The organism is Candidatus Accumulibacter propinquus (assembly GCF_056856495.1).
Genome location: NZ_JBSEHC010000003.1, coordinates 1,764,982 through 1,781,708, shown reverse-complemented (window position 1 = coordinate 1,781,708; position 16,727 = coordinate 1,764,982). Strand labels below are relative to the sequence as shown.

19 protein-coding genes are annotated in these 16,727 nt (G+C 62.2%); 3 read left to right on the top strand and 16 right to left on the bottom strand.

Annotated elements, in window-relative coordinates:
- Positions 1-9: 9 nt before the first annotated feature.
- From AC15MQ_RS13975 to AC15MQ_RS13945, 7 genes are all read right to left on the bottom strand, one after another.
- The gene (locus tag AC15MQ_RS13975) at positions 10-483 is read right to left on the bottom strand and encodes a (2Fe-2S)-binding protein (RefSeq protein WP_287652729.1); all 474 of its coding nucleotides are present in this window, start codon (positions 481-483) and stop codon (positions 10-12) included.
- A 209-nt stretch (positions 484-692) separates the two neighbouring features.
- Entirely contained in the window at positions 693-1,763 is a 1,071-nt protein-coding gene (gene modC, locus AC15MQ_RS13970; protein ID WP_483080425.1) for a molybdenum ABC transporter ATP-binding protein, read from the bottom strand.
- On the bottom strand, positions 1,760-2,431 hold the full coding sequence (gene modB / locus AC15MQ_RS13965) for a molybdate ABC transporter permease subunit (RefSeq protein WP_287669840.1): 672 nt from the start codon (positions 2,429-2,431) through the stop codon (positions 1,760-1,762). The genes modC and modB overlap by 4 nt, the downstream gene beginning before the upstream one ends.
- Before the next feature lie 7 nt (positions 2,432-2,438).
- Positions 2,439-3,005: a nitrogen fixation protein NifQ gene (locus AC15MQ_RS13960; protein WP_483080424.1), complete on the bottom strand. Its 567-nt coding sequence runs from the start codon at positions 3,003-3,005 to the stop codon at positions 2,439-2,441.
- Positions 3,002-3,844, bottom strand: a complete 843-nt coding sequence (gene modD / locus AC15MQ_RS13955; RefSeq protein ID WP_483080653.1) for a ModD protein — start codon at positions 3,842-3,844, stop codon at positions 3,002-3,004. Before modD ends, AC15MQ_RS13960 begins: the two co-directional genes overlap by 4 nt.
- Positions 3,845-3,921: 77 nt before the next feature.
- Positions 3,922-4,674, bottom strand: coding sequence for a molybdate ABC transporter substrate-binding protein (gene modA, locus AC15MQ_RS13950; RefSeq protein WP_287669844.1), 753 nt, complete (start codon positions 4,672-4,674; stop codon positions 3,922-3,924).
- 53 nt (positions 4,675-4,727) lie between these two features.
- Complete coding sequence (locus AC15MQ_RS13945) at positions 4,728-5,549, bottom strand: TOBE domain-containing protein (protein WP_483080423.1); 822 nt, start codon at positions 5,547-5,549, stop codon at positions 4,728-4,730.
- 213 nt (positions 5,550-5,762) lie between these two features.
- On the opposite strand from AC15MQ_RS13945, the gene AC15MQ_RS13940 reads away from it, so the two are divergent.
- Positions 5,763-6,191, top strand: a complete 429-nt coding sequence (locus AC15MQ_RS13940) for a TOBE domain-containing protein (RefSeq protein WP_483080422.1) — start codon at positions 5,763-5,765, stop codon at positions 6,189-6,191.
- Positions 6,192-6,359: 168 nt separating this feature from the next.
- On the opposite strand, the gene AC15MQ_RS13935 is transcribed toward AC15MQ_RS13940, so the two are convergent.
- Positions 6,360-6,764 (bottom strand): hypothetical protein, encoded by a 405-nt coding sequence (locus AC15MQ_RS13935; RefSeq protein ID WP_483080421.1) that lies wholly within the window; start codon positions 6,762-6,764, stop codon positions 6,360-6,362.
- Between the two features lie 550 nt (positions 6,765-7,314).
- Between AC15MQ_RS13935 and AC15MQ_RS13930 the strand changes: the two genes are divergently transcribed.
- Positions 7,315-8,427, top strand: coding sequence for a porin (locus AC15MQ_RS13930; protein ID WP_483080652.1), 1,113 nt, complete (start codon positions 7,315-7,317; stop codon positions 8,425-8,427).
- Positions 8,428-8,539: 112 nt separating this feature from the next.
- On the opposite strand, the gene AC15MQ_RS13925 is transcribed toward AC15MQ_RS13930, so the two are convergent.
- From AC15MQ_RS13925 to AC15MQ_RS13900, 6 genes are all read right to left on the bottom strand, one after another.
- On the bottom strand, positions 8,540-8,971 hold the full coding sequence (locus AC15MQ_RS13925; RefSeq protein ID WP_483080420.1) for a hypothetical protein: 432 nt from the start codon (positions 8,969-8,971) through the stop codon (positions 8,540-8,542).
- 180 nt (positions 8,972-9,151) lie between these two features.
- Entirely contained in the window at positions 9,152-10,534 is a 1,383-nt protein-coding gene (pssA, locus tag AC15MQ_RS13920; protein WP_483080419.1) for a CDP-diacylglycerol--serine O-phosphatidyltransferase, read from the bottom strand.
- 37 nt (positions 10,535-10,571) lie between these two features.
- Positions 10,572-10,757, bottom strand: coding sequence for a LiaI-LiaF-like domain-containing protein (locus AC15MQ_RS13915; RefSeq protein WP_483080418.1), 186 nt, complete (start codon positions 10,755-10,757; stop codon positions 10,572-10,574).
- 96 nt (positions 10,758-10,853) lie between these two features.
- Positions 10,854-12,296, bottom strand: coding sequence for a bifunctional 2-methylcitrate dehydratase/aconitate hydratase (locus AC15MQ_RS13910; protein ID WP_350496017.1), 1,443 nt, complete (start codon positions 12,294-12,296; stop codon positions 10,854-10,856).
- Between the two features lie 83 nt (positions 12,297-12,379).
- Positions 12,380-13,537, bottom strand: coding sequence for a bifunctional 2-methylcitrate synthase/citrate synthase (gene prpC / locus AC15MQ_RS13905; RefSeq protein ID WP_350496016.1), 1,158 nt, complete (start codon positions 13,535-13,537; stop codon positions 12,380-12,382).
- Positions 13,538-13,701: 164 nt separating this feature from the next.
- Positions 13,702-14,193, bottom strand: coding sequence for a septal ring lytic transglycosylase RlpA family protein (locus AC15MQ_RS13900; RefSeq protein ID WP_287652714.1), 492 nt, complete (start codon positions 14,191-14,193; stop codon positions 13,702-13,704).
- Positions 14,194-14,580: 387 nt separating this feature from the next.
- Between AC15MQ_RS13900 and AC15MQ_RS13895 the strand changes: the two genes are divergently transcribed.
- Positions 14,581-15,099, top strand: a complete 519-nt coding sequence (locus AC15MQ_RS13895) for a YqaA family protein (RefSeq protein ID WP_287669858.1) — start codon at positions 14,581-14,583, stop codon at positions 15,097-15,099.
- A gap of 22 nt (positions 15,100-15,121) precedes the next feature.
- Here the strand turns inward: AC15MQ_RS13895 and lipA are convergent, their stop codons facing one another.
- Both lipA and lipB read right to left on the bottom strand, forming a co-directional pair.
- Entirely contained in the window at positions 15,122-16,105 is a 984-nt protein-coding gene (gene lipA / locus AC15MQ_RS13890; RefSeq protein ID WP_287652712.1) for a lipoyl synthase, read from the bottom strand.
- Positions 16,102-16,716: a lipoyl(octanoyl) transferase LipB gene (gene lipB / locus AC15MQ_RS13885; protein WP_287652711.1), complete on the bottom strand. Its 615-nt coding sequence runs from the start codon at positions 16,714-16,716 to the stop codon at positions 16,102-16,104. The genes lipA and lipB overlap by 4 nt, the downstream gene beginning before the upstream one ends.
- Positions 16,717-16,727: the final 11 nt, after the last annotated feature.

Genomic DNA, 16,727 nt, shown 5'->3' with positions numbered 1-16,727 from the left:
CGGTACTCCTCAGGTCTTGCCGGTGTCGGGTGCGCTGGAACCTGCGGCCAGGGCATGCATGGCTGCCCTTACCCGTGAGTAGGTGCCGCAGCGACACAGGTTGGTCATCGTTCTGTCGATGTCGTCGTCGGTCGGCTGCGCGGTCTTCGCGAGCAAGGCTGTGGCTGCCATGATCATCCCGGTCTGGCAGTAGCCACACTGCGGAACCTGATGGTCGATCCAGGCCTGCTGGACGCGATGGAGGCCGGCCATCGACAGACCCTCGATGGTCACGATCTGCTTGCCAAGCACCGCCGACACAGGCAAGGTGCAGGAACGCACCGCTTCCCCGTCGAGATGCACGGTGCACGCGCCACAGATCGAGACTCCACAGCCGTATTTTGTGCCGGGAAGTCCGAGATGGTCACGCAGGACCCAGAGCAGCGGCATCTCGGGCTCGACATCGACCGGGTAGGTGCGCCCGTTAACCATCAGTTCCAGCATTCCGGTTCTCCTCGGAAATGGCAGCATGCCTTGAAAACGGGCGCTCTTCCGCCACATCGCGCCAGAAGGGCAAAGCCAGGTGCCGCGATGCGCGGCAGACCAGACAGGCCCTGGACGGTAGCGACTCGCACGCACCACTCGCTCCTGAACAGCGTAGCAGCAGGACCGACCGCTTGCCACCCTTTTTCGACGCACGCGGCCGGTGTAACTCAACCGATCACGGCAACGGCCTTGATCTGGGCCCAGACCGACATGCCGGGGACCAGTCCGAGCCTGGCTGCCGAACGTCTGGTGATACGCGCGACCAGCGGCGAGCCGCCGATATCGAGGCGCACCAGGGCCAGGGCAGGATGTATCTCGTCGGCAAGCTGAGCAACACTGGCGGGCAGGCAATTGAGAACGCTCGTGCCGTCGACCTTGTCGAGGGCAATACTGACATCCCTGGCCAGGATGCGAACGCGCAGGGAATGGCCGGTGTGGTGCCCGCAATCCCGGACCCAGAGCGTACCACCCGCAAACCTGACACGCGCCAGGTGCCATGCCTGGTCTCGTTCGACGACCACCGCATCGAGGACGACACCGACATCTTCGCCCAGGCGTATCGGCAGGTCGAGGCGGGCAAGGATTTCGCCCAATGCGCCGCTGGCGACGACCTTGCCCGCATCCAGCACGACCAGATGGTCGGCGAGTCGAGCCACTTCATCGGATGCGTGACTGACGTAGATGACGGGAATCTCGAGTTCGTCATGCAGACGTTCCAGGTAGGGCAGAAATTCACTCTTGCGTGCCGCATCGAGAGCCGCCAGCGGCTCGTCCATCAGCAACAGTCGCGGACTGGTCAGTAACGCGCGCGCAATGGCCACCCGCTGACGTTCTCCCCCCGACAGCCCGGCGGGCCGGCGTTCAAGCAGATGCGCAATGCCGAGCAACTCGACGATATGATCAAACGCTGCCTGATGACCGCCCCTAGTCACCCGCTTTCTACCGTAGTCGAGGTTTTGCCGCACCGACAGGTGGGCAAACAGGTTGGCCTCCTGGAACACGTAGCCCAGAGGGCGCTGGTGAGTCGGCAGAAAATGGCCTTCGTCCTGCCAGATTTGGTCGTTGACCAGCAAACGCCCGCGCGCGGCACGGGTCAGGCCGGCCATGCAACGCAAGACCGTCGTCTTGCCGCAACCGGAAGGCCCGAAAAGGGCAGTGACGCCGCGCCCGGGCAGCCTGACATCCAGGCACAACGAAAAGCCCGGGAAGGCCAGTTCGAAGCGGGCTTCGATGGTCATTGCCGCCGGTTCCAGCCACGGGCATACAGGACCAGCAGGACCAGGAACGAGAAGCACAACATGCCGCCCGCAAGCCAATGGGCGTGCGCATACTCCATCGCCTCGACATGGTTGTAGATGGCCATCGACAAGACCTGCGTCTTGCCGGGAATGTTGCCGCCAATCATCAGGACCACCCCAAACTCACCCACCGTATGGGCAAAACCGAGCACCGCCGCGGTGATGAAACCCGGCTTCGCCAGCGGCAGCGCAACGGAAAAGAAGGCGTCAACCGGCGAGGCTCCAAGGGTCGCCGCGGCTTCCAGGGGCTGCTCGCCAATGCCGGCGAAGGCCTGCTCGATGGGTTGTACCACGAACGGCATCGAATAGATGGTCGAAGCCACGACCAGCCCAGGAAAGGTGAAAGGCAACAGCCCCAGTCCGACGGCCTCGGTCAGCCGCCCAACGGGACCTTCCGGTCCCAGCAAGACCAGCAGGTAGAAGCCGAGAACGGCGGGCGGCAAGACCAGGGGTAAGGTCACCACGGCGCCGACAACGCTCTTCAACGGTGAGCGGGTACGTGCCAGCCACCAGGCGACAGGCGTCCCAATGATCAGCAACAGCAGCGTAGTCAGGCCGGCCAGCCTGATCGTCAGGGTGATGGCGGCGAGATCGGCGGATTCGAGCATCGAGGTGCTACTCCTCTGGCGCAAAGCACGCCTTGTAGTCCAGGCATTCGCCGCACGAGGGTGCCGGACAGACGTAGATGCCCTCTCTGGCGCAGTACTGGCGGTAGATGAACTTCTTCCACTTCATGTCGTGGGTATTCAGGGCCGCCAGAGGCGGAAACGCGATCTCCATCAGCGCCGACAGTTCGGCGCGATTGGCCAGGCCCAGATCCTGCCAGAGATGGTCACGGCCAGCACAGCCAAAAGCCACGATCCGTGCCAACCAGAGTTCGGATTCCTGTTGCCCGCCGCGGTACTCCAGGAGCAGTTCGATCAGGTCGGCAAGTTCCGGGATATCTTCCCCGCCGCCCCCCTGCAGACGCAGGGCAGCCCCTGGAAAATAATCGTCCCAAAGCCTGCGAAAGACATCCGCAGGAAGCCCCAGGTTGGCGGGAAGCACGCCTTCATTGAGCGAACGCCCGGCCAGGAGGCTCGACAGGATGGGGCGCAAAGGATCGGCCGCGGCCGCGGCTGTCGCTGGTCGGTTCAGCAGCTCTGCCATCAGGTTGGACCGACATTCAGCGGGTGGTCTCATGTCGTACTCCGGAAATTTACCTGTACGTCCTTCGCCGGCGCCGCATAGGGTGCCGATGTCACCAGAAGGTCTGCGCCGGCGGCGACATAGGCCGCGGCGTTGTCGGCACGAATGCCGCCTGCAGCCGCAATCAGCGGGCGCACCAGGCGCTCCCGCTGCGCCAGAGCAGTGATGCAGGCGGCCAGTGCGTCGGGCGTGAACTTCTCCAGTTGCAGCACGTCCGCACCCGCTTCCGCCCAGACTAGCGCCTCGTCCATTCCGCCCACTTCGACGACAATTTTCTTCTCCGGCTGTGTACGACGTAGACGCTGGATCGTCAGGGCCGGCGCTTCGTCGAGAAACAGTCGGTGCTCGGGAAACACCAGGAGCGTTTCGGACAGCCCAAGCCGATGCATCAGGCCACCGCCCGACCTGACCGCCTTCGCCGACAGCGCCTTCGTTCCCGGAACGTTCTTGCGCGTACAGGCAACGGGAATCCCCCCCGCATTGGCAACGATGGCCGCCGTCGCCGAGGCAATCCCGCTGGCCCACTCCACCAGTGTCTGGGCAGTCTTCCAGGCGCGATGCAGGCTGCCGGCCTGCCCTTCGGCGCTGAGAATCAAGTCGGATGGGCCGATTCCAGCGCCCGATGGACTTTCGAGGTGAACGTGCGCACCCGACAACTCGATGATTCGGGCGGCCTCCTCGCTGGCGCACACGACCATCGCCTGGCGCGCCGAGAAGGTCATGCGGGCAGTCCTGTTGCCAATACGCAGGGCGTCGGTGGTCAGATCACCGCAAGGCACATCTTCCGCCAACAGCGCTTCCAGGACGTGGTCCGGCGCAGTCGCCGACGGCAGGCTGGAAGGCGGAAAACACCACCGCGCAGCTGGCAGCGTCGGATCGCACGCGGCTTGATCCACTCCTGCCCCGACGATCACAGCTCATACCCACAGGACTTGATCACCGCTTGGGCCTTGTCTCCCTTCAGATACTTCAGCATTGCCGCGGCGGCAGGCTTCCCTTTGCCTCGTTCAAGAATCACCGCGTCCTGACGAATCGTCTGGTACAGCCTGGCGGGTACCATCCAGGCCGAGCCTTCGATCTTGCCGTCCTTCAATACCTGTGACAACGCCAGGAAGCCGAGCGACGCGTTGCCACTGCTGACGAACTGCTGGGCTTGTGCAATGTTCTCGGCGATGACCAGCCTGGGTTGCAGCCGGTCATAGACACCGAGCGCCTGCATGGCCTCGACGGCGGCGGCGCCGTAAGGCGCAAGCTTCGGGTTGGCCAGGGCAAGATGGTCAAACGTGCCATTCTTGAGGATTTCACCTGCGCCGTCGACGAAGCCAGGTCTGGCTGACCACAGCACCAGTTTGCCGATGGCGTAAGTAAACTGGCTACCGGCGACGGCAGCGTTTTCCTTCACTAGCCGGGCAGGTGTCTCGTCATCGGCGGCCAGGAGAATCTCGAAAGGGGCACCATTCTTGATCTGTGCGTAGAATTTTCCGGTCGATCCGTAGGAGGCGAGCACCTTGTGACCGGTCTCCTTTTCAAACTCCACGGCAATTTTCTGCATCGGCGCCGTAAAGTTGGCCGCGACCGCCAGCGACACCTCGTCGGCCCGAGCCGGGGACGCAACTGCGAAGGCAGCGATGAGCAGAACGAACAACGGCTGAGGGGACTTCATGACAGGCTCCTTTGACGAGAACGGTGACTGGAAAGTGGGGCGCAACCCGGGGCTCAATCAATGGCGACGAGAAATACGCTGGACGCCTTGAAGGCCGCCGTTACCGGCTGCCCAACGGCCAAACCGAGGCGTTTGACGCTTTCCTCGGTGATTACCGCGGTGATGACATGCCGTCCACCCGGCAGGTTGAGGGTCACTTCGGCGTTGACCGGCCCCTCGTGGATATTGACGACGATGCCTGTAAACCGGTTACGTGCCGAAATACGTCCTTCCTCCTCGACCAGCAGCAGGATCGACGAAGCCTTGACGAAGGCCAGAACGTCGCGCCCGCGAGCGAGACCAAGGTTTTCGGCGGACTCGCGGGTCACGATCGCCGTCAGTTCAAGTTCCGGATCGAGCCGGATGCTCACCTCGGAATCGACAATCCCCTCCTTGATGGCCACGATGGGCCCCGCAAACTGATTGCGGGCACTCGTCCGCAGCGACATCCGCTTCAATACCTTGCGGAATCCCGCCGTATCGAGAACGCCGTTCTGATCGAGGTCGCCGGTCAATTTATCGAGCGCGCCCTGGGACTCCTGTTCCAGGGCACGGTAGAAAGCGATCAGGCGCCGCCCAAAGGCAGTCAACTCGGTACCGCCGCCATGCCGCCCGCCTGCCGACCTGAGCACCACCGGTTCAGGCGCGAGGTTGTTCATGTCGTCAACGGCTTCCCAGGCGGCCTTGTACGACAACGGCACCGTCCTGGCCGCCTGGGAGATCGAACCGTGCTGGTCGATGGCTTCGAGCAGGCGAATGCGTTTGTCGCCCAGAAAGCTGCCGACGGCCGTTTCGATCAGCAGTTTGCCCAGCAGTCTCGGTGGTGTTGAGGTCATATTCGAAGCCTCCGCTGCCCGTCACCTTCGATGACGGGTCTGAAAAGTGTCGGTCGCTGTGCTTGCAAAGATGCAGCGGTTTCCTTGATCATCCGGTCTTCACCCGGTATCGGAAGAGAAAAAGAGAAAGCTGGATCGCAAGCCGATGTGCGGCCTGCTCTGGCCATTGCCATACGAATCAACGGCTGCGGGTTTCACCCAGGAGAATGAAAGATGACGATCAGTGCGCGAAACGTGTTCAAGGGCAAGGTCACTGCCCTCAAGGAAGGCCCGATCCATGCCGAGGTCGAAATCAGCACCGCGGGTGGCGATACCATCGTCGCCACGGTGACGGACGCCAGCGTCAGGTCTCTCGGGCTTGCGGTCGGCAGGGATGCCGTGGTCGTCGTCAAGGCACCATGGATAACCCTCCTGGCGGGTACACCCGAGTACCGGTTCAGTGCCCGCAATCAGATCAAGGGCGAAGTCAGCGGCTTCGTCAGGGGGGGCGCCATCAGCGAGGTCAGGGTTGCCCTGCCGGGCGGTTGCACGCTGTCGTCCTTGATTACCAATGACGCCGTCGCCGACCTGGGCCTTCAGGAAGGCACTCCGGTTGTCGCGATGTTCAAGGCAAGCCACGTCGTGGTCGGCGTTCCCGCCTGACCGTGAACAGGAGGATCGTGACTGGCTGGCGCCTTGCCGGACAACCCTCACGTCCGCTTGCTGCCTGAACAATGTGCGCAGCGCCGGCCCCCCGACCGGTCCGGGAATGCGTGTCTGGCAAACGCGATGATGCTGGTGTGTCATCAGGGATTTCTTCGGTTTGTCCGGTTATCGGGGCATCGACTCGCTCAGCGAGAAGAAGCTGTACGCGGCACCGAGGGGGTAGTTGCCAACGACCTTCCGGTAGATCAGCCAACGCTCATCGCGCAGGCGCCACGCGGTCAGCGTTTCAGCGTGCACGGTTTCCTCGTAGAACACGTCGTCTTCATCCGATCGCAGCTCCGTCAGCACATAACGGAACGTGCAATAGCAGGGTTCGCTGTCTTCGTCATGGCCCTGCGTACGGTCAGCCGCGATTTCGTACTCCCGCGAAACCTCGAAGCTGACCGGAACGACCACGAGGTCTCGCCAGGCGGCGGGCAGGTCTTGCCACCAGCGAACGTCCGGGACTTGCGAGAACGCGCGCCGACGCCGACCAGCAGCAGGCGTTTGCGCAGACAGTGATGGATGCATAGCTTTCCTTCCCGCTCCAACCGAAAGACCATTTACCGCCCCGTCATGTCGCCTGACCGACAGACGTTGTTGCGTAAAGCACATAACGCCGATCAAACAGGGATGCGCGGTGAAATCGATGCTCCGTGCAGTTTCCTCCGACGGCATTCCGCCCTTCCAGGCCCCGGCAACTGCTTTCTACACGTGATCAAGCAAATTGCGTGCCATAGCTTTTGAGTGCGACGCAGAGTGTTTGTGGCGCGCGGCGAGAACCCCCAACAACGCAGCACGAAGGGCAGCGGCGCCATCGATTGACGGGCACGGCGGAATTCGCGCAACCCATCCCCAAACCTCGACCCCAGACTGCTTTCGGCTGAATCAGTTGGCACGAATGCGACAAATCGTTGTAGCCATCACGACATAACGCCAGTTCCGGCAACGGCTTGGGCCGCACAAACCCCGGAGCGGCTTGTATCAAGGCACTTGGCACGCTTCTTGATTGCCGTTGCCGGTGTGTGTACGGCATACGCTATAGCATAAAAAATATAACGCATGCCGAACCGGAACCAACATCAGAGGCAGCAACACGTTCAGCGGCATTCAGTCCGGCCTGCTCGGCGGTTCGCGGATCGGCTTCCGGGGTCAGGAAGCGCTGGGTAACGGGCTGAAGGCGGTCTTCACCCTGGAGTATGCTCTGGACATAGACGGCAATTTTGGTCTCGGGGCCAGCAGCAATGGCCTTGCCGCTCGCCAGCAGTTCGTCGGTCTCTCCTCCGAGACGTTTGGAACCGTAGCCATCGGCCGCCAGTACGCTCCGGGCTATGTCGCCTCAGGCAACAATGACGCCTTTCGTGGCCCGACGTTCGCGCCGCAGTCGTTCCTGACCGCCGAGGCCGGTAACACCATTACGCCAAACAACAACGCCCGCTGGAACAACGCCATCACCTATACGTCGCCGAACTGGGGCGGTTTTACCGGCAAGGCGATCTACGCGTTCGGCGAACGCAGCGCCGGCGACGGCAGCTATAACAACAAGCTGACCAGCGTCTCGGACAACGGCCGCTATGGCATCGGCTTCAACTTCACCAGCGGTCCGGTCAATGCCGACCTGCTTTACCAGGTTCGTCAGGATGTGCAACCGACGACCATCAGCCTTGCCGGGAACAACAGCACCCTGCCCGCTGCCGTTTATGCGGCTTCCAATTTCCCCGTCAATGAAAGGGTGGCATTGAATGGGGTGCTTCCGGGACGCAGCAATCCGAACGGCAAGGACATCAACGAATGGTACGTTGGCGGCAGTTACGACCTGCAGGTGGTCAGACTGATGGCCAGCTATCAGGGGCAGAACGACAAGAACGCTGCCAACCTCGATAATCAGACTTGGTCCGTGGGTGCCGTCATCCCGGTGATGGCATCAAGCAACATCCATCTGAGCTATGCCCAGTTGATGTGGGACCAGGGCAGGAACACCCTCGGCCAGAGCCTGCTCAACGGCAACTCGGACGCTGCCGCGATAGGCTGGACGACCCAGACATCGAAGCGGACCACGCTGTATGCGACCTATGTCTGGACCAACAATGACAGGAACAGCATCGCCGCAGGCCCCAATGGGGGTGCACCCCTTACGGGCGCCCGGGACGAGCAAAACCAGACCTTCATCGCGGGTGTCAACCACACCTTCTGAGAGGGTTCGCTCGCCAGGAATTCGACGGTCGCCCTGGCGCCTGTCGACGTGCACCAGCGACCCGCACGTGAACAGGGGAACAGGGCAGGCGCAGCGCCGCCCCCGCGGGTACTCAGTCGTCGATTTCTTCGACGCTGACGTTCCCCTTGGAAGAGCGCTTGATCCGGTATTTGGTGCCGTCCTTGCCGGTCCAGCGCGTCGCCGTCGCCGGCACCTTCACTCCGTCGATCTTCACATTGCCATTGACCACGCTGATGCCACTCGCGTCATCGTCGTCATCCTTGCCGGTGCTTACCGTGGTTCCCGGAGAATGGGTGATCGAGGACGAACTCTTGCCGGGATCGACATAGGCCGCGTTGCCCTTGCTGCTGGTCGCTGTCTTGCCGGACTTGGTGCCGCCAATGTTACCGGTGTCCACGCTCACCCCGCCGGCACCACCGGTATTCACGTTGACGCCGCCAGGACCACCAACCGAAACCGAAACCTGAGCCGACGCCGACGCGGCGGCAAAGACAAGCAAACTGGCAATACGTGTCATTTTCATTCGAAGGCCTTTCTGTTCAACCAACGGCCACGGGAAAAGGATAGCTGATTCAATGCTTCTACCGGCCTCGACGCGAGTATCCCGGATCCCGGCGGCGGTCGTCAATCGAAAGATTCGTGTCGATCCACCCACCCGGTGTTGCCGCGAGCGCGTTGCGAATGCGGAAAGGCAGCCGCTGAATCAGAGAACCTGATTCAGCAGGCGATCGGCACGGGTGCGTGCGAGGCGCTTGAGAATCCGCTGGACCGGGACTGGGTAGGTGCCTGTGTCATCGAGGGCGGTGTGGTGATCGAGACGACGCGTCCGCGCCAGGATTCGTCCCAGTTCCGCCTGATGCTGGCCGTGCAGGCACCCCTGAGGATCATGGATCAATAGCCCGTTTTCGAGGTCCAGCCGCCAGGCCCTGGGATTGAGGTTGCTGCCGGTGAGCAGGGCATAGTCGTCGTCGGACAACAAGCCCTTGAGATGAAAACTGTGACGCTCATGGCTCCACAGATGTACGTCGAGCAGCCCTTCGTCGATGTCGCCCTGGTGAGTCTTGCAGAAGCGGCGCAGATTGCTTTCGTAGAGGTAAGGGAGGGCGCCAATGGTCTTGAAAGGATCTTCAGGGGAAATGTAAAAGTCATTGGCGGTCTTGTCACCGACGATGATCGTGACTCGACATCGCCTTCTCAGCCTTCCCTCAAGAGCGCGACGGATGGGGCCGGGCAGGTTGAAATATGGCGTGAACACGACCAGCCTGCGCTCGGTGCGCTTGATCAGTTGCAGAATCACGGCATTGAGTTGGTTGTCACGATGTCCAAAGCCCAGCAACGGCGTGATTCCCACCTCGCCGTTGCCGACCGGCCCGGCGGTGATCGCGTAGCGACTCTTTGCAAGTACCCGACGCAACCCGACGATTGCGCCGCGTAGCGAACCGGTTTTCGCCTGCGGCTCGACATCCAGGCGACGAACAGCCGTGTTCGTCTGCAGGATCCGGGTCATCAGACCGGCGATGCTGTCGGCCAATGCGCGATTCTCGATCAGGTGATAGCGATCGAGGCGGTAGCGATCGAAGCGTTGCAGATAGACGTCATTGAGACTGGCACCGCTATAGAGAAGGGCGTCGTCGATGACGAAGCCCTTCAGGTGCATCACCCCCATCCACTCCCGACTCTGCACCGGTACACCATAGATGGGGACGCCTGGACCAAGGCGGCGGGCCATTTCGACGTAGAGCGCGGCATTGCCAGGGCTCGCAGCCTTGCCGACCAGACCTCTCTGCGCACGGTGCCAGTCGACGAAGATCGCGATCTGCAGATCTGGCCGGACGGCACTGGCGGCGTAGATGGCCGCCAGCACCTCTCTGCCGGCGGTATCATCCTGGAGATAAAGTGCGCTGATCAGGATCCGCTCTCTGGCGTTGGCGATGCGTTCGAGCAGAGTCGCGCGGAACTCGCCGGGGCCCTCCAGGTTCACGACAGACTCGACCGTTACCGGGATGCACGTCAAACCTTCCAGGCGCGTCGCCGTCTGCCGTCGCCCACGCAGGCGTTGCACCGCCGCAGCCAGAATGGATCGCATGCGCAGATGCGCCATCACCACAGACCATCAGCGGCCATCAGTCGCGCGGCCTGCGGTCGGTGGTCCCCGGTGTCAGAAACATCCCGATGCCGAGGAGGATCAGCAGCAGCGGCCACCAGGTCCGCAGCAACTGCGCAAAGTCGACTTCGATGAGCCCCAGATTGATGGCCAGCGCCAGAACGCCGATCACGATCAGCGCCATGGCGCCAAGATTCCCGCGCATTTTCATCTCCTCCTCTCCTGCCGGGTCGGCAAGGCCAGCACAGCTCCGTGCGGCGCCGGCAATCCCACCGCAACCGGCGTATCCGGCAATTCTGCATCAAGGGACATATTGATCGATGTATTCGTTGACCGCCAGCGTTCCCAGATGCTGCACATCGCGCGACGATTGCTCGATGGCAGCCTGCTGTGCTGCGGAAAACCTGCGCGCGAGATTGGTCCTGAATTTCTCCACCAGCACAGGGATCCCCTCGGCACGTCGACGACAGTGCCCGAGAGGGTATTCCGCGACCAGTTCCGCCGTCCGGCTGCCATCGGTAAAGAATACCTGTACGGCGTTGGCGATCGAGCGTTTGGCCGGGTCCAGATAGTCGGCCGAGAAACGGGGTTCCTCGCTGACTTCCATCTGCGCCCGCAAGGCGTCGATGCGCGGGTCTGCCGCGGCGCTGTCCTCGTAGTCCTCGCAGGTCAGCCGACCTTCGATCAGACCAACGGCGACCATGTATTGCAGGCAGTGATCGCGGTCGGCAGGATTGTGCAACGGACCCTTCTTGTCGATGATCCGCAATGCTGATTCGTGGGTGCGAATGACTATTCGGGCGATCTCGTCGAGCCGTCCGACGACCTGCGGGTGCAGTTTCACCGCACACTCGACGGCCGTCTGGGCGTGGAACTCGGCCGGAAAGCTGATCTTGAACAGCACATTCTCCATCACGTAGCTGCCATAGGGCCGCGACAGGCGGAACGCCTGCCCCTTGAAGAGCACATCGTAGAAGCCCCAGGTGCATGCGCTCAGCACCGTGGGATAGCCCATCTCACCCTTGAGTGAAAACAGCGCCAGCAGCACGCCCCGGGCGGTGGCGTCGCCAGCCGCCCAGGACTTGCGCGAACCGGTGTTCGGGGCGTGTCGATAGGTGCGCAAGGGTTGTCCATCGACGAACGCCTGTGACACGGCGTTGATGATCTCCTGGCGACCACCGCCCATCAGCCAGGTGCAAACGGCAGCGGTGGCGACCTTGACCAGCACGACATGGTCCAGCCCGACACGATTGAAACTGTTTTCGAGCGCCAGGACACCCTGGATCTCGTAGGCCTTGATCATCGCTTCGAGAACCCGGCGCATCTCCAGTGGTGCCTGACCGTGAGCCATACGGGTGCGCGACAACCAGTCGGCAGTGGCGAGAATGCCGCCAAGGTTGTCGGACGGATGACCCCATTCGGCCGCCAGCCAGGTATCGTTGAAATCCAGCCAGCGAATCAGCGTGCCGATGTTGAAAGCGGCCTGCACCGGGTCGAGTTGAAAATCGGTCCCTGGCACTCTGGCGCCCTCAGGCACCACCGTGCCGGGAACGATCGGCCCGAGCAGCTTGCTGCATGCCGGATAACCGAGCGCTTCGAGCCCGCAACCCAGGGCGTCGATCAGACAGTAGCGCGCGGTCTCGAAGGCCCCTCGCGACGTGACCTTGAAGTCGAGGACATAGTCGGCGATATCGACCAGGACCTGGTCGGGGTCGGGACGAGTGGCTGGAATTCGTGTGCTCATAGGGTCTCTCTTCGTGCTCCGCCGCGTTGAATGGGGAATTGAACCGGCGTCTTCAACACGCGAGCCAGTGTATCGCTAGCAATTCACGTTCGTTGCGCGAGCGCGACAAACGCCTGCGGATCCGGTCCGACATAATTTGCCGAGGGGCGGATGATCTTTCCATCAATGCGCTGCTCGATGACATGTGCTGCCCAACCGCTGGTACGCGCTATGACAAACAATGGGGTAAACATCGGTGTCGGCACGGCCAGCATGTGATAGGCGACGCCCGAGAACCAATCGACGTTGGGAAACATGCGTTTCTGCTCCCACATCACGGCCTCGATGCGGCTGGCGATCTCGAACAGCACCAGATTATCGCCATCGGTGCATAGTTGTTGAGCCACAGCGCGGATCACCTTGTTACGCGGGTCGGAGAGGGTGTACAGCGGATGCCCGAAACCGATGATGATCTCCCTGTTTTCGAGGCGGCGGCGAATGTCCAGTTCGGCGTGGTCGGCGTCGTTGTATCGGCTCTGGATCTCGAAAGCCACCTCGTTGGCTCCACCGTGTCGACGGCCACTCAGCGCACCGATGGCGCCACTGATCGCCGCATAGAGATCGGCGCCCGTCCCGGTGATCGTGCGTGCCGCAAAAGTCGAGGCATTGAACTCATGCTCGGCATAGAGAACCAGCGACTTGTCGAGACAACTGGCCTGCAGTGCCGACGGGGCCTTGCCCCGCAGGAGGTGCAGGAAGTGTGCGGCGATCGAGTCGTCATCGGTCTCGGTTTCGATGCGCCGGCCGTTGTGCGACCAGTGATACCAGTAGAGCAACATCGACCCGAAGCTGGCGATCAGCCGATCCGCAATCTCGCGCGCGGCACCAGGGTTATGGTCCTGCGCTTCGGGAAGAATCGTGCCGAGAGCCGAGCAGCCGCTGCGCAGGACGTCCATGGGATGAGCGGAGGCGGGCAGGTTCTCGAGCATCGGTCTGAGCATCACCGGCAAACCACGCAAGGTCTTGAGTTTCTTCTTGTACTGATTGAGCTGCGTCGGACTCGGCAAGCGCCCGTAAAGCAGCAGGTACGCCACCTCCTCGAAGGTGGCATCCTCGGCCAGAGCCGTCACATCGTACCCACGGTAGTACAGATCGTTGCCCGCACGCCCGACCGAACAGATCGCCGTATCGCCGGCAACCACACCGGACAGCGCAACCCATTTCTTGGCCCTGGGTAGTTCTCCTTCCCGCAACTCGTCCATCTTCGTCTCCCCCTTTCGTGCAGCCACTCAACATGCGACACGCACAGCATGCGCGCCGGCTCTCCCCGGTGGCGTTGCTTGCCTGCCACTCGATTTCCCCGGATGGCGCAGGCGATGCCTTGAACAGGCGCCATTGACCGTCAGCATTCTTGGCACCGGGAACTTCACTTCTTCACCGGGCTGGCCAACCCCGACCCCTCGGCAGCGTGCAGGTGCACCGGAGGCTGGAACGCCAGCGTGCACGCATGTTCGTGATAGATCAGCGATTTCGGCAGCGGGACGACTTCCACCTCGGTCACCCCCGCGTCGATCATTCCCAAGCGTACAGCCGCCTCACGCGACAGGTCGATGACCCGACTGCGGTGCCCCATCCGGTCATTGATCATGACCACCACGCACCGGGCGGACAACACCCGGCGAACCGCGACCAGGGTGCCCAGGGGAAAGCGATTGCTGGCCCCCGAGATCGTCTGATGATGAAAGCTGTCGCCAGAGGCTGTCCTTCGACCGGCAAACGCGGCACCGTAAAAGCTGGCTTTGCCGGAAATGATTGGCGGCGTGTCGGGCCATTCTCCCAAGGCCCCGAGAGCAGGAGCGCGTTCGCCGAAGGCGAAACCCGAGAGTAATGAAGCCAGCACCAGAAAAACAAGTTTCACAGGGTATGGCTCCTCATGGCGGCCACAAGAGAGAGAGGTAGTGCACGCTACGCTTGCCGGGAAGTTTCCGCATGCCCTCCCGGCAAATCGCTTGATCCTGCCGGATGGACATCAGGAAGCGAGCGCATTGTTCGACACTTCGCCCCGCACCAGCATCGGGACCTGCGCACTGATGAGGAGTACGCTTACAATTCGGGTTATTTGAGCGAACTGGCGCATGGCAAGAAAACTCCACGGAGACGGGTGGCAAGGGTCAAGAGTCGACTCCGTAAGCATATCGTGCGCGCTGTCCGACACACAAGCTGCGCGACGATCACGCTGCAGCGCCATTGTGCGCAGCCATCGCCACACGACAAACCAAAGGTGTCCGCTCAAGTTGTCTCGACAATGAAAACTCATGTTCTTCCCGATTGCTTGCGACGCCTGCTGATACGCTGTGTCGCCCACCGCTATTACTCGCTCGTCGTGACGGCGATCGCCTTCTGGTCGACGATGACCTTCACCTTCCCCTTCGTCGCCGTCCTGATCCCGGCGGTTCTGCTCTCCCCCAGACGTTGGCGGTCGCTCGGTCTGCTGTGCGGCATCGCCAGTGGCTGCGGTGCCGCCGCACTGGTCGAAATCTTCCAGTACCTCGGCTCGGAGTTCGTTTTCTCGCGCTACCCCGAGTTGCTGCAGACCCAGGCCTGGCAGACCGCCAGCGCATGGCTGCAACACTGGGGCCTGCTGGCCCTGCTGATCATCGCCGGCTCGCCGATACCGCAAACCCCGGCACTCCTCTTTTGTGCCTTCGCCAACGTGTCGACACCGGGCATCCTGGTCGCGGTGGCCATCGGCAAGACCGTCAAGTATCTTTTTCTCGCCTGGGCCACGGCCCACTATCCGGGACGCTTCATCCGCTACAACTGAGGATGGTTGGCCAAACCACCGATCAGGCAACGCCGGCACTATGCGCCTGCACATCCGCCCAGTAGCTCGAGCGCACCATCGGCCCACAGGCCGCGCCAGTGAAACCCATGGCCAGGGCCTGTTGCTCGTACATCCTGAAGATCTCCGGGTGAACGTAACGGGCCACCGGCAGATGATGGCCGGACGGTGCGAGGTACTGACCAATGGTGAGCATTTCGACATCATTTGCACGCAGGTCACGCAGCACTTCGAGGATCTCGTCATCGGTTTCACCGAGACCGACCATCAGCCCAGACTTGGTGGGAACCTGCGGGTAACGTGCCTTGAAAGCCTTCATGAAAGCCAGCGAATGAGCGTAGTCGGCGCCGGGGCGTGCCTGCCGGTAAAGGCGTGGCACCGTCTCCAGGTTGTGATTGAGAATGTCCGGCAGCGACTGCCCCAGCAGATCGAGGGCGATCACCATGCGGCCCCGGAAGTCTGGAACCAGCGTCTCGATGATCGTGCCGGGCGAGCACCGGCGTACCGCGGCAATGACCTCGACAAAATGTTGCGCGCCGCCATCGCGCAGATCGTCGCGGTCGACGCTGGTGATCACCACGTAGCGGAGCTTGAGTCGGGCAACACTGTCGGCAAGATGCGCCGGTTCGTGGACATCCGGTGGCAACGGCTTGCCATGCCCGACGTCGCAAAACGGACAGCGGCGCGTGCAGATGTCGCCGAGGATCATGAAGGTCGCGGTACCGCGCCCGAAGCATTCGCCGATATTGGGGCAGGCCGCTTCTTCGCAGACCGTGTGCAGCTGCTGTTCACGCAACAACTTCTTGATCTCACCGAAGCGACCGGCATCGTTGCCGGCTTTCACGCGGATCCAGTCGGGCTTGCGCTGCGGGGTCTGCGGGACGATCTTGATCGGAATACGTGCGGTCTTCAATTCACCCTTTTCCTTCACCCCGGCGATCTTGCCCGTCGCGGTCGTCCGGGATGGCTCCTCACTCTGACTGCTCATGGCTTGCGCTCCAGTTGTGCGCCGAGATGCGCGGCCAGTGCCGTCGCCGCTCGCGCGGGGGTCAGTGAAATGCCGAGGTCGCTAGTCTGTGTCACTGGCATGCCGGCATAGCCGCAGGGGTTGATAGCGGCAAAAGGCGCCAGATCCATGTCGACGTTCAAGCTGACGCCATGGTAACAGCAGCCCTTGCGGACCCGCAGGCCAAGCGCCGCAACCTTGGCTGCGCCCACATAGACACCGGGTGCGCCGGCATGTCGCTCGGCTGCCACCCCATGCTCGGCCAGCAGATCGATGACCGCCTGCTCGATGGCGACAACCAGTTCACGCACTTTGAGCTTCCTCCGGGTCAGGTCGAGGAGCAGGTAGACCACCACCTGGCCTGGTCCATGGTAGGTGATCTGCCCACCCCGATCGCTCTTCACCAGCGGTATGCCGAGGTCGGACAGCAGGTGCTCGGGCTTGCCGGCCTGACCGAGAGTAAACACCGGCGCGTGCTCGCAACACCAGAACTCGTCGAGCGTGCCCTCGGTACGCGTGGCAGTGAAGTCGCGCATCGCTTGCCAGGTCTGGGAATAGTCGCGCCTGCCGAGGCGGCGAACGAACACAGGCACCTGCCCCGGCG

What these genes read in the sequence shown, in the direction of transcription:
- AC15MQ_RS13975 (WP_287652729.1), bottom strand. Translation starts at nt 483, where the DNA reads ATGCTGGAACTGATGGTTAACGGGCGCACCTACCCGGTCGATGTCGAG.
- modC (WP_483080425.1), bottom strand. Translation starts at nt 1,763, where the DNA reads ATGACCATCGAAGCCCGCTTCGAACTGGCCTTCCCGGGCTTTTCGTTG.
- modB (WP_287669840.1), bottom strand. Translation starts at nt 2,431, where the DNA reads ATGCTCGAATCCGCCGATCTCGCCGCCATCACCCTGACGATCAGGCTG.
- AC15MQ_RS13960 (WP_483080424.1), bottom strand. Translation starts at nt 3,005, where the DNA reads ATGAGACCACCCGCTGAATGTCGGTCCAACCTGATGGCAGAGCTGCTG.
- modA (WP_287669844.1), bottom strand. Translation starts at nt 4,674, where the DNA reads ATGAAGTCCCCTCAGCCGTTGTTCGTTCTGCTCATCGCTGCCTTCGCA.
- AC15MQ_RS13945 (WP_483080423.1), bottom strand. Translation starts at nt 5,549, where the DNA reads ATGACCTCAACACCACCGAGACTGCTGGGCAAACTGCTGATCGAAACG.
- AC15MQ_RS13940 (WP_483080422.1), top strand. Translation starts at nt 5,763, where the DNA reads ATGACGATCAGTGCGCGAAACGTGTTCAAGGGCAAGGTCACTGCCCTC.
- AC15MQ_RS13935 (WP_483080421.1), bottom strand. Translation starts at nt 6,764, where the DNA reads ATGCATCCATCACTGTCTGCGCAAACGCCTGCTGCTGGTCGGCGTCGG.
- AC15MQ_RS13925 (WP_483080420.1), bottom strand. Translation starts at nt 8,971, where the DNA reads ATGAAAATGACACGTATTGCCAGTTTGCTTGTCTTTGCCGCCGCGTCG.
- pssA (WP_483080419.1), bottom strand. Translation starts at nt 10,534, where the DNA reads ATGCGATCCATTCTGGCTGCGGCGGTGCAACGCCTGCGTGGGCGACGG.
- AC15MQ_RS13915 (WP_483080418.1), bottom strand. Translation starts at nt 10,757, where the DNA reads ATGCGCGGGAATCTTGGCGCCATGGCGCTGATCGTGATCGGCGTTCTG.
- AC15MQ_RS13910 (WP_350496017.1), bottom strand. Translation starts at nt 12,296, where the DNA reads ATGAGCACACGAATTCCAGCCACTCGTCCCGACCCCGACCAGGTCCTG.
- prpC (WP_350496016.1), bottom strand. Translation starts at nt 13,537, where the DNA reads ATGGACGAGTTGCGGGAAGGAGAACTACCCAGGGCCAAGAAATGGGTT.
- AC15MQ_RS13895 (WP_287669858.1), top strand. Translation starts at nt 14,581, where the DNA reads ATGAAAACTCATGTTCTTCCCGATTGCTTGCGACGCCTGCTGATACGC.
- lipA (WP_287652712.1), bottom strand. Translation starts at nt 16,105, where the DNA reads ATGAGCAGTCAGAGTGAGGAGCCATCCCGGACGACCGCGACGGGCAAG.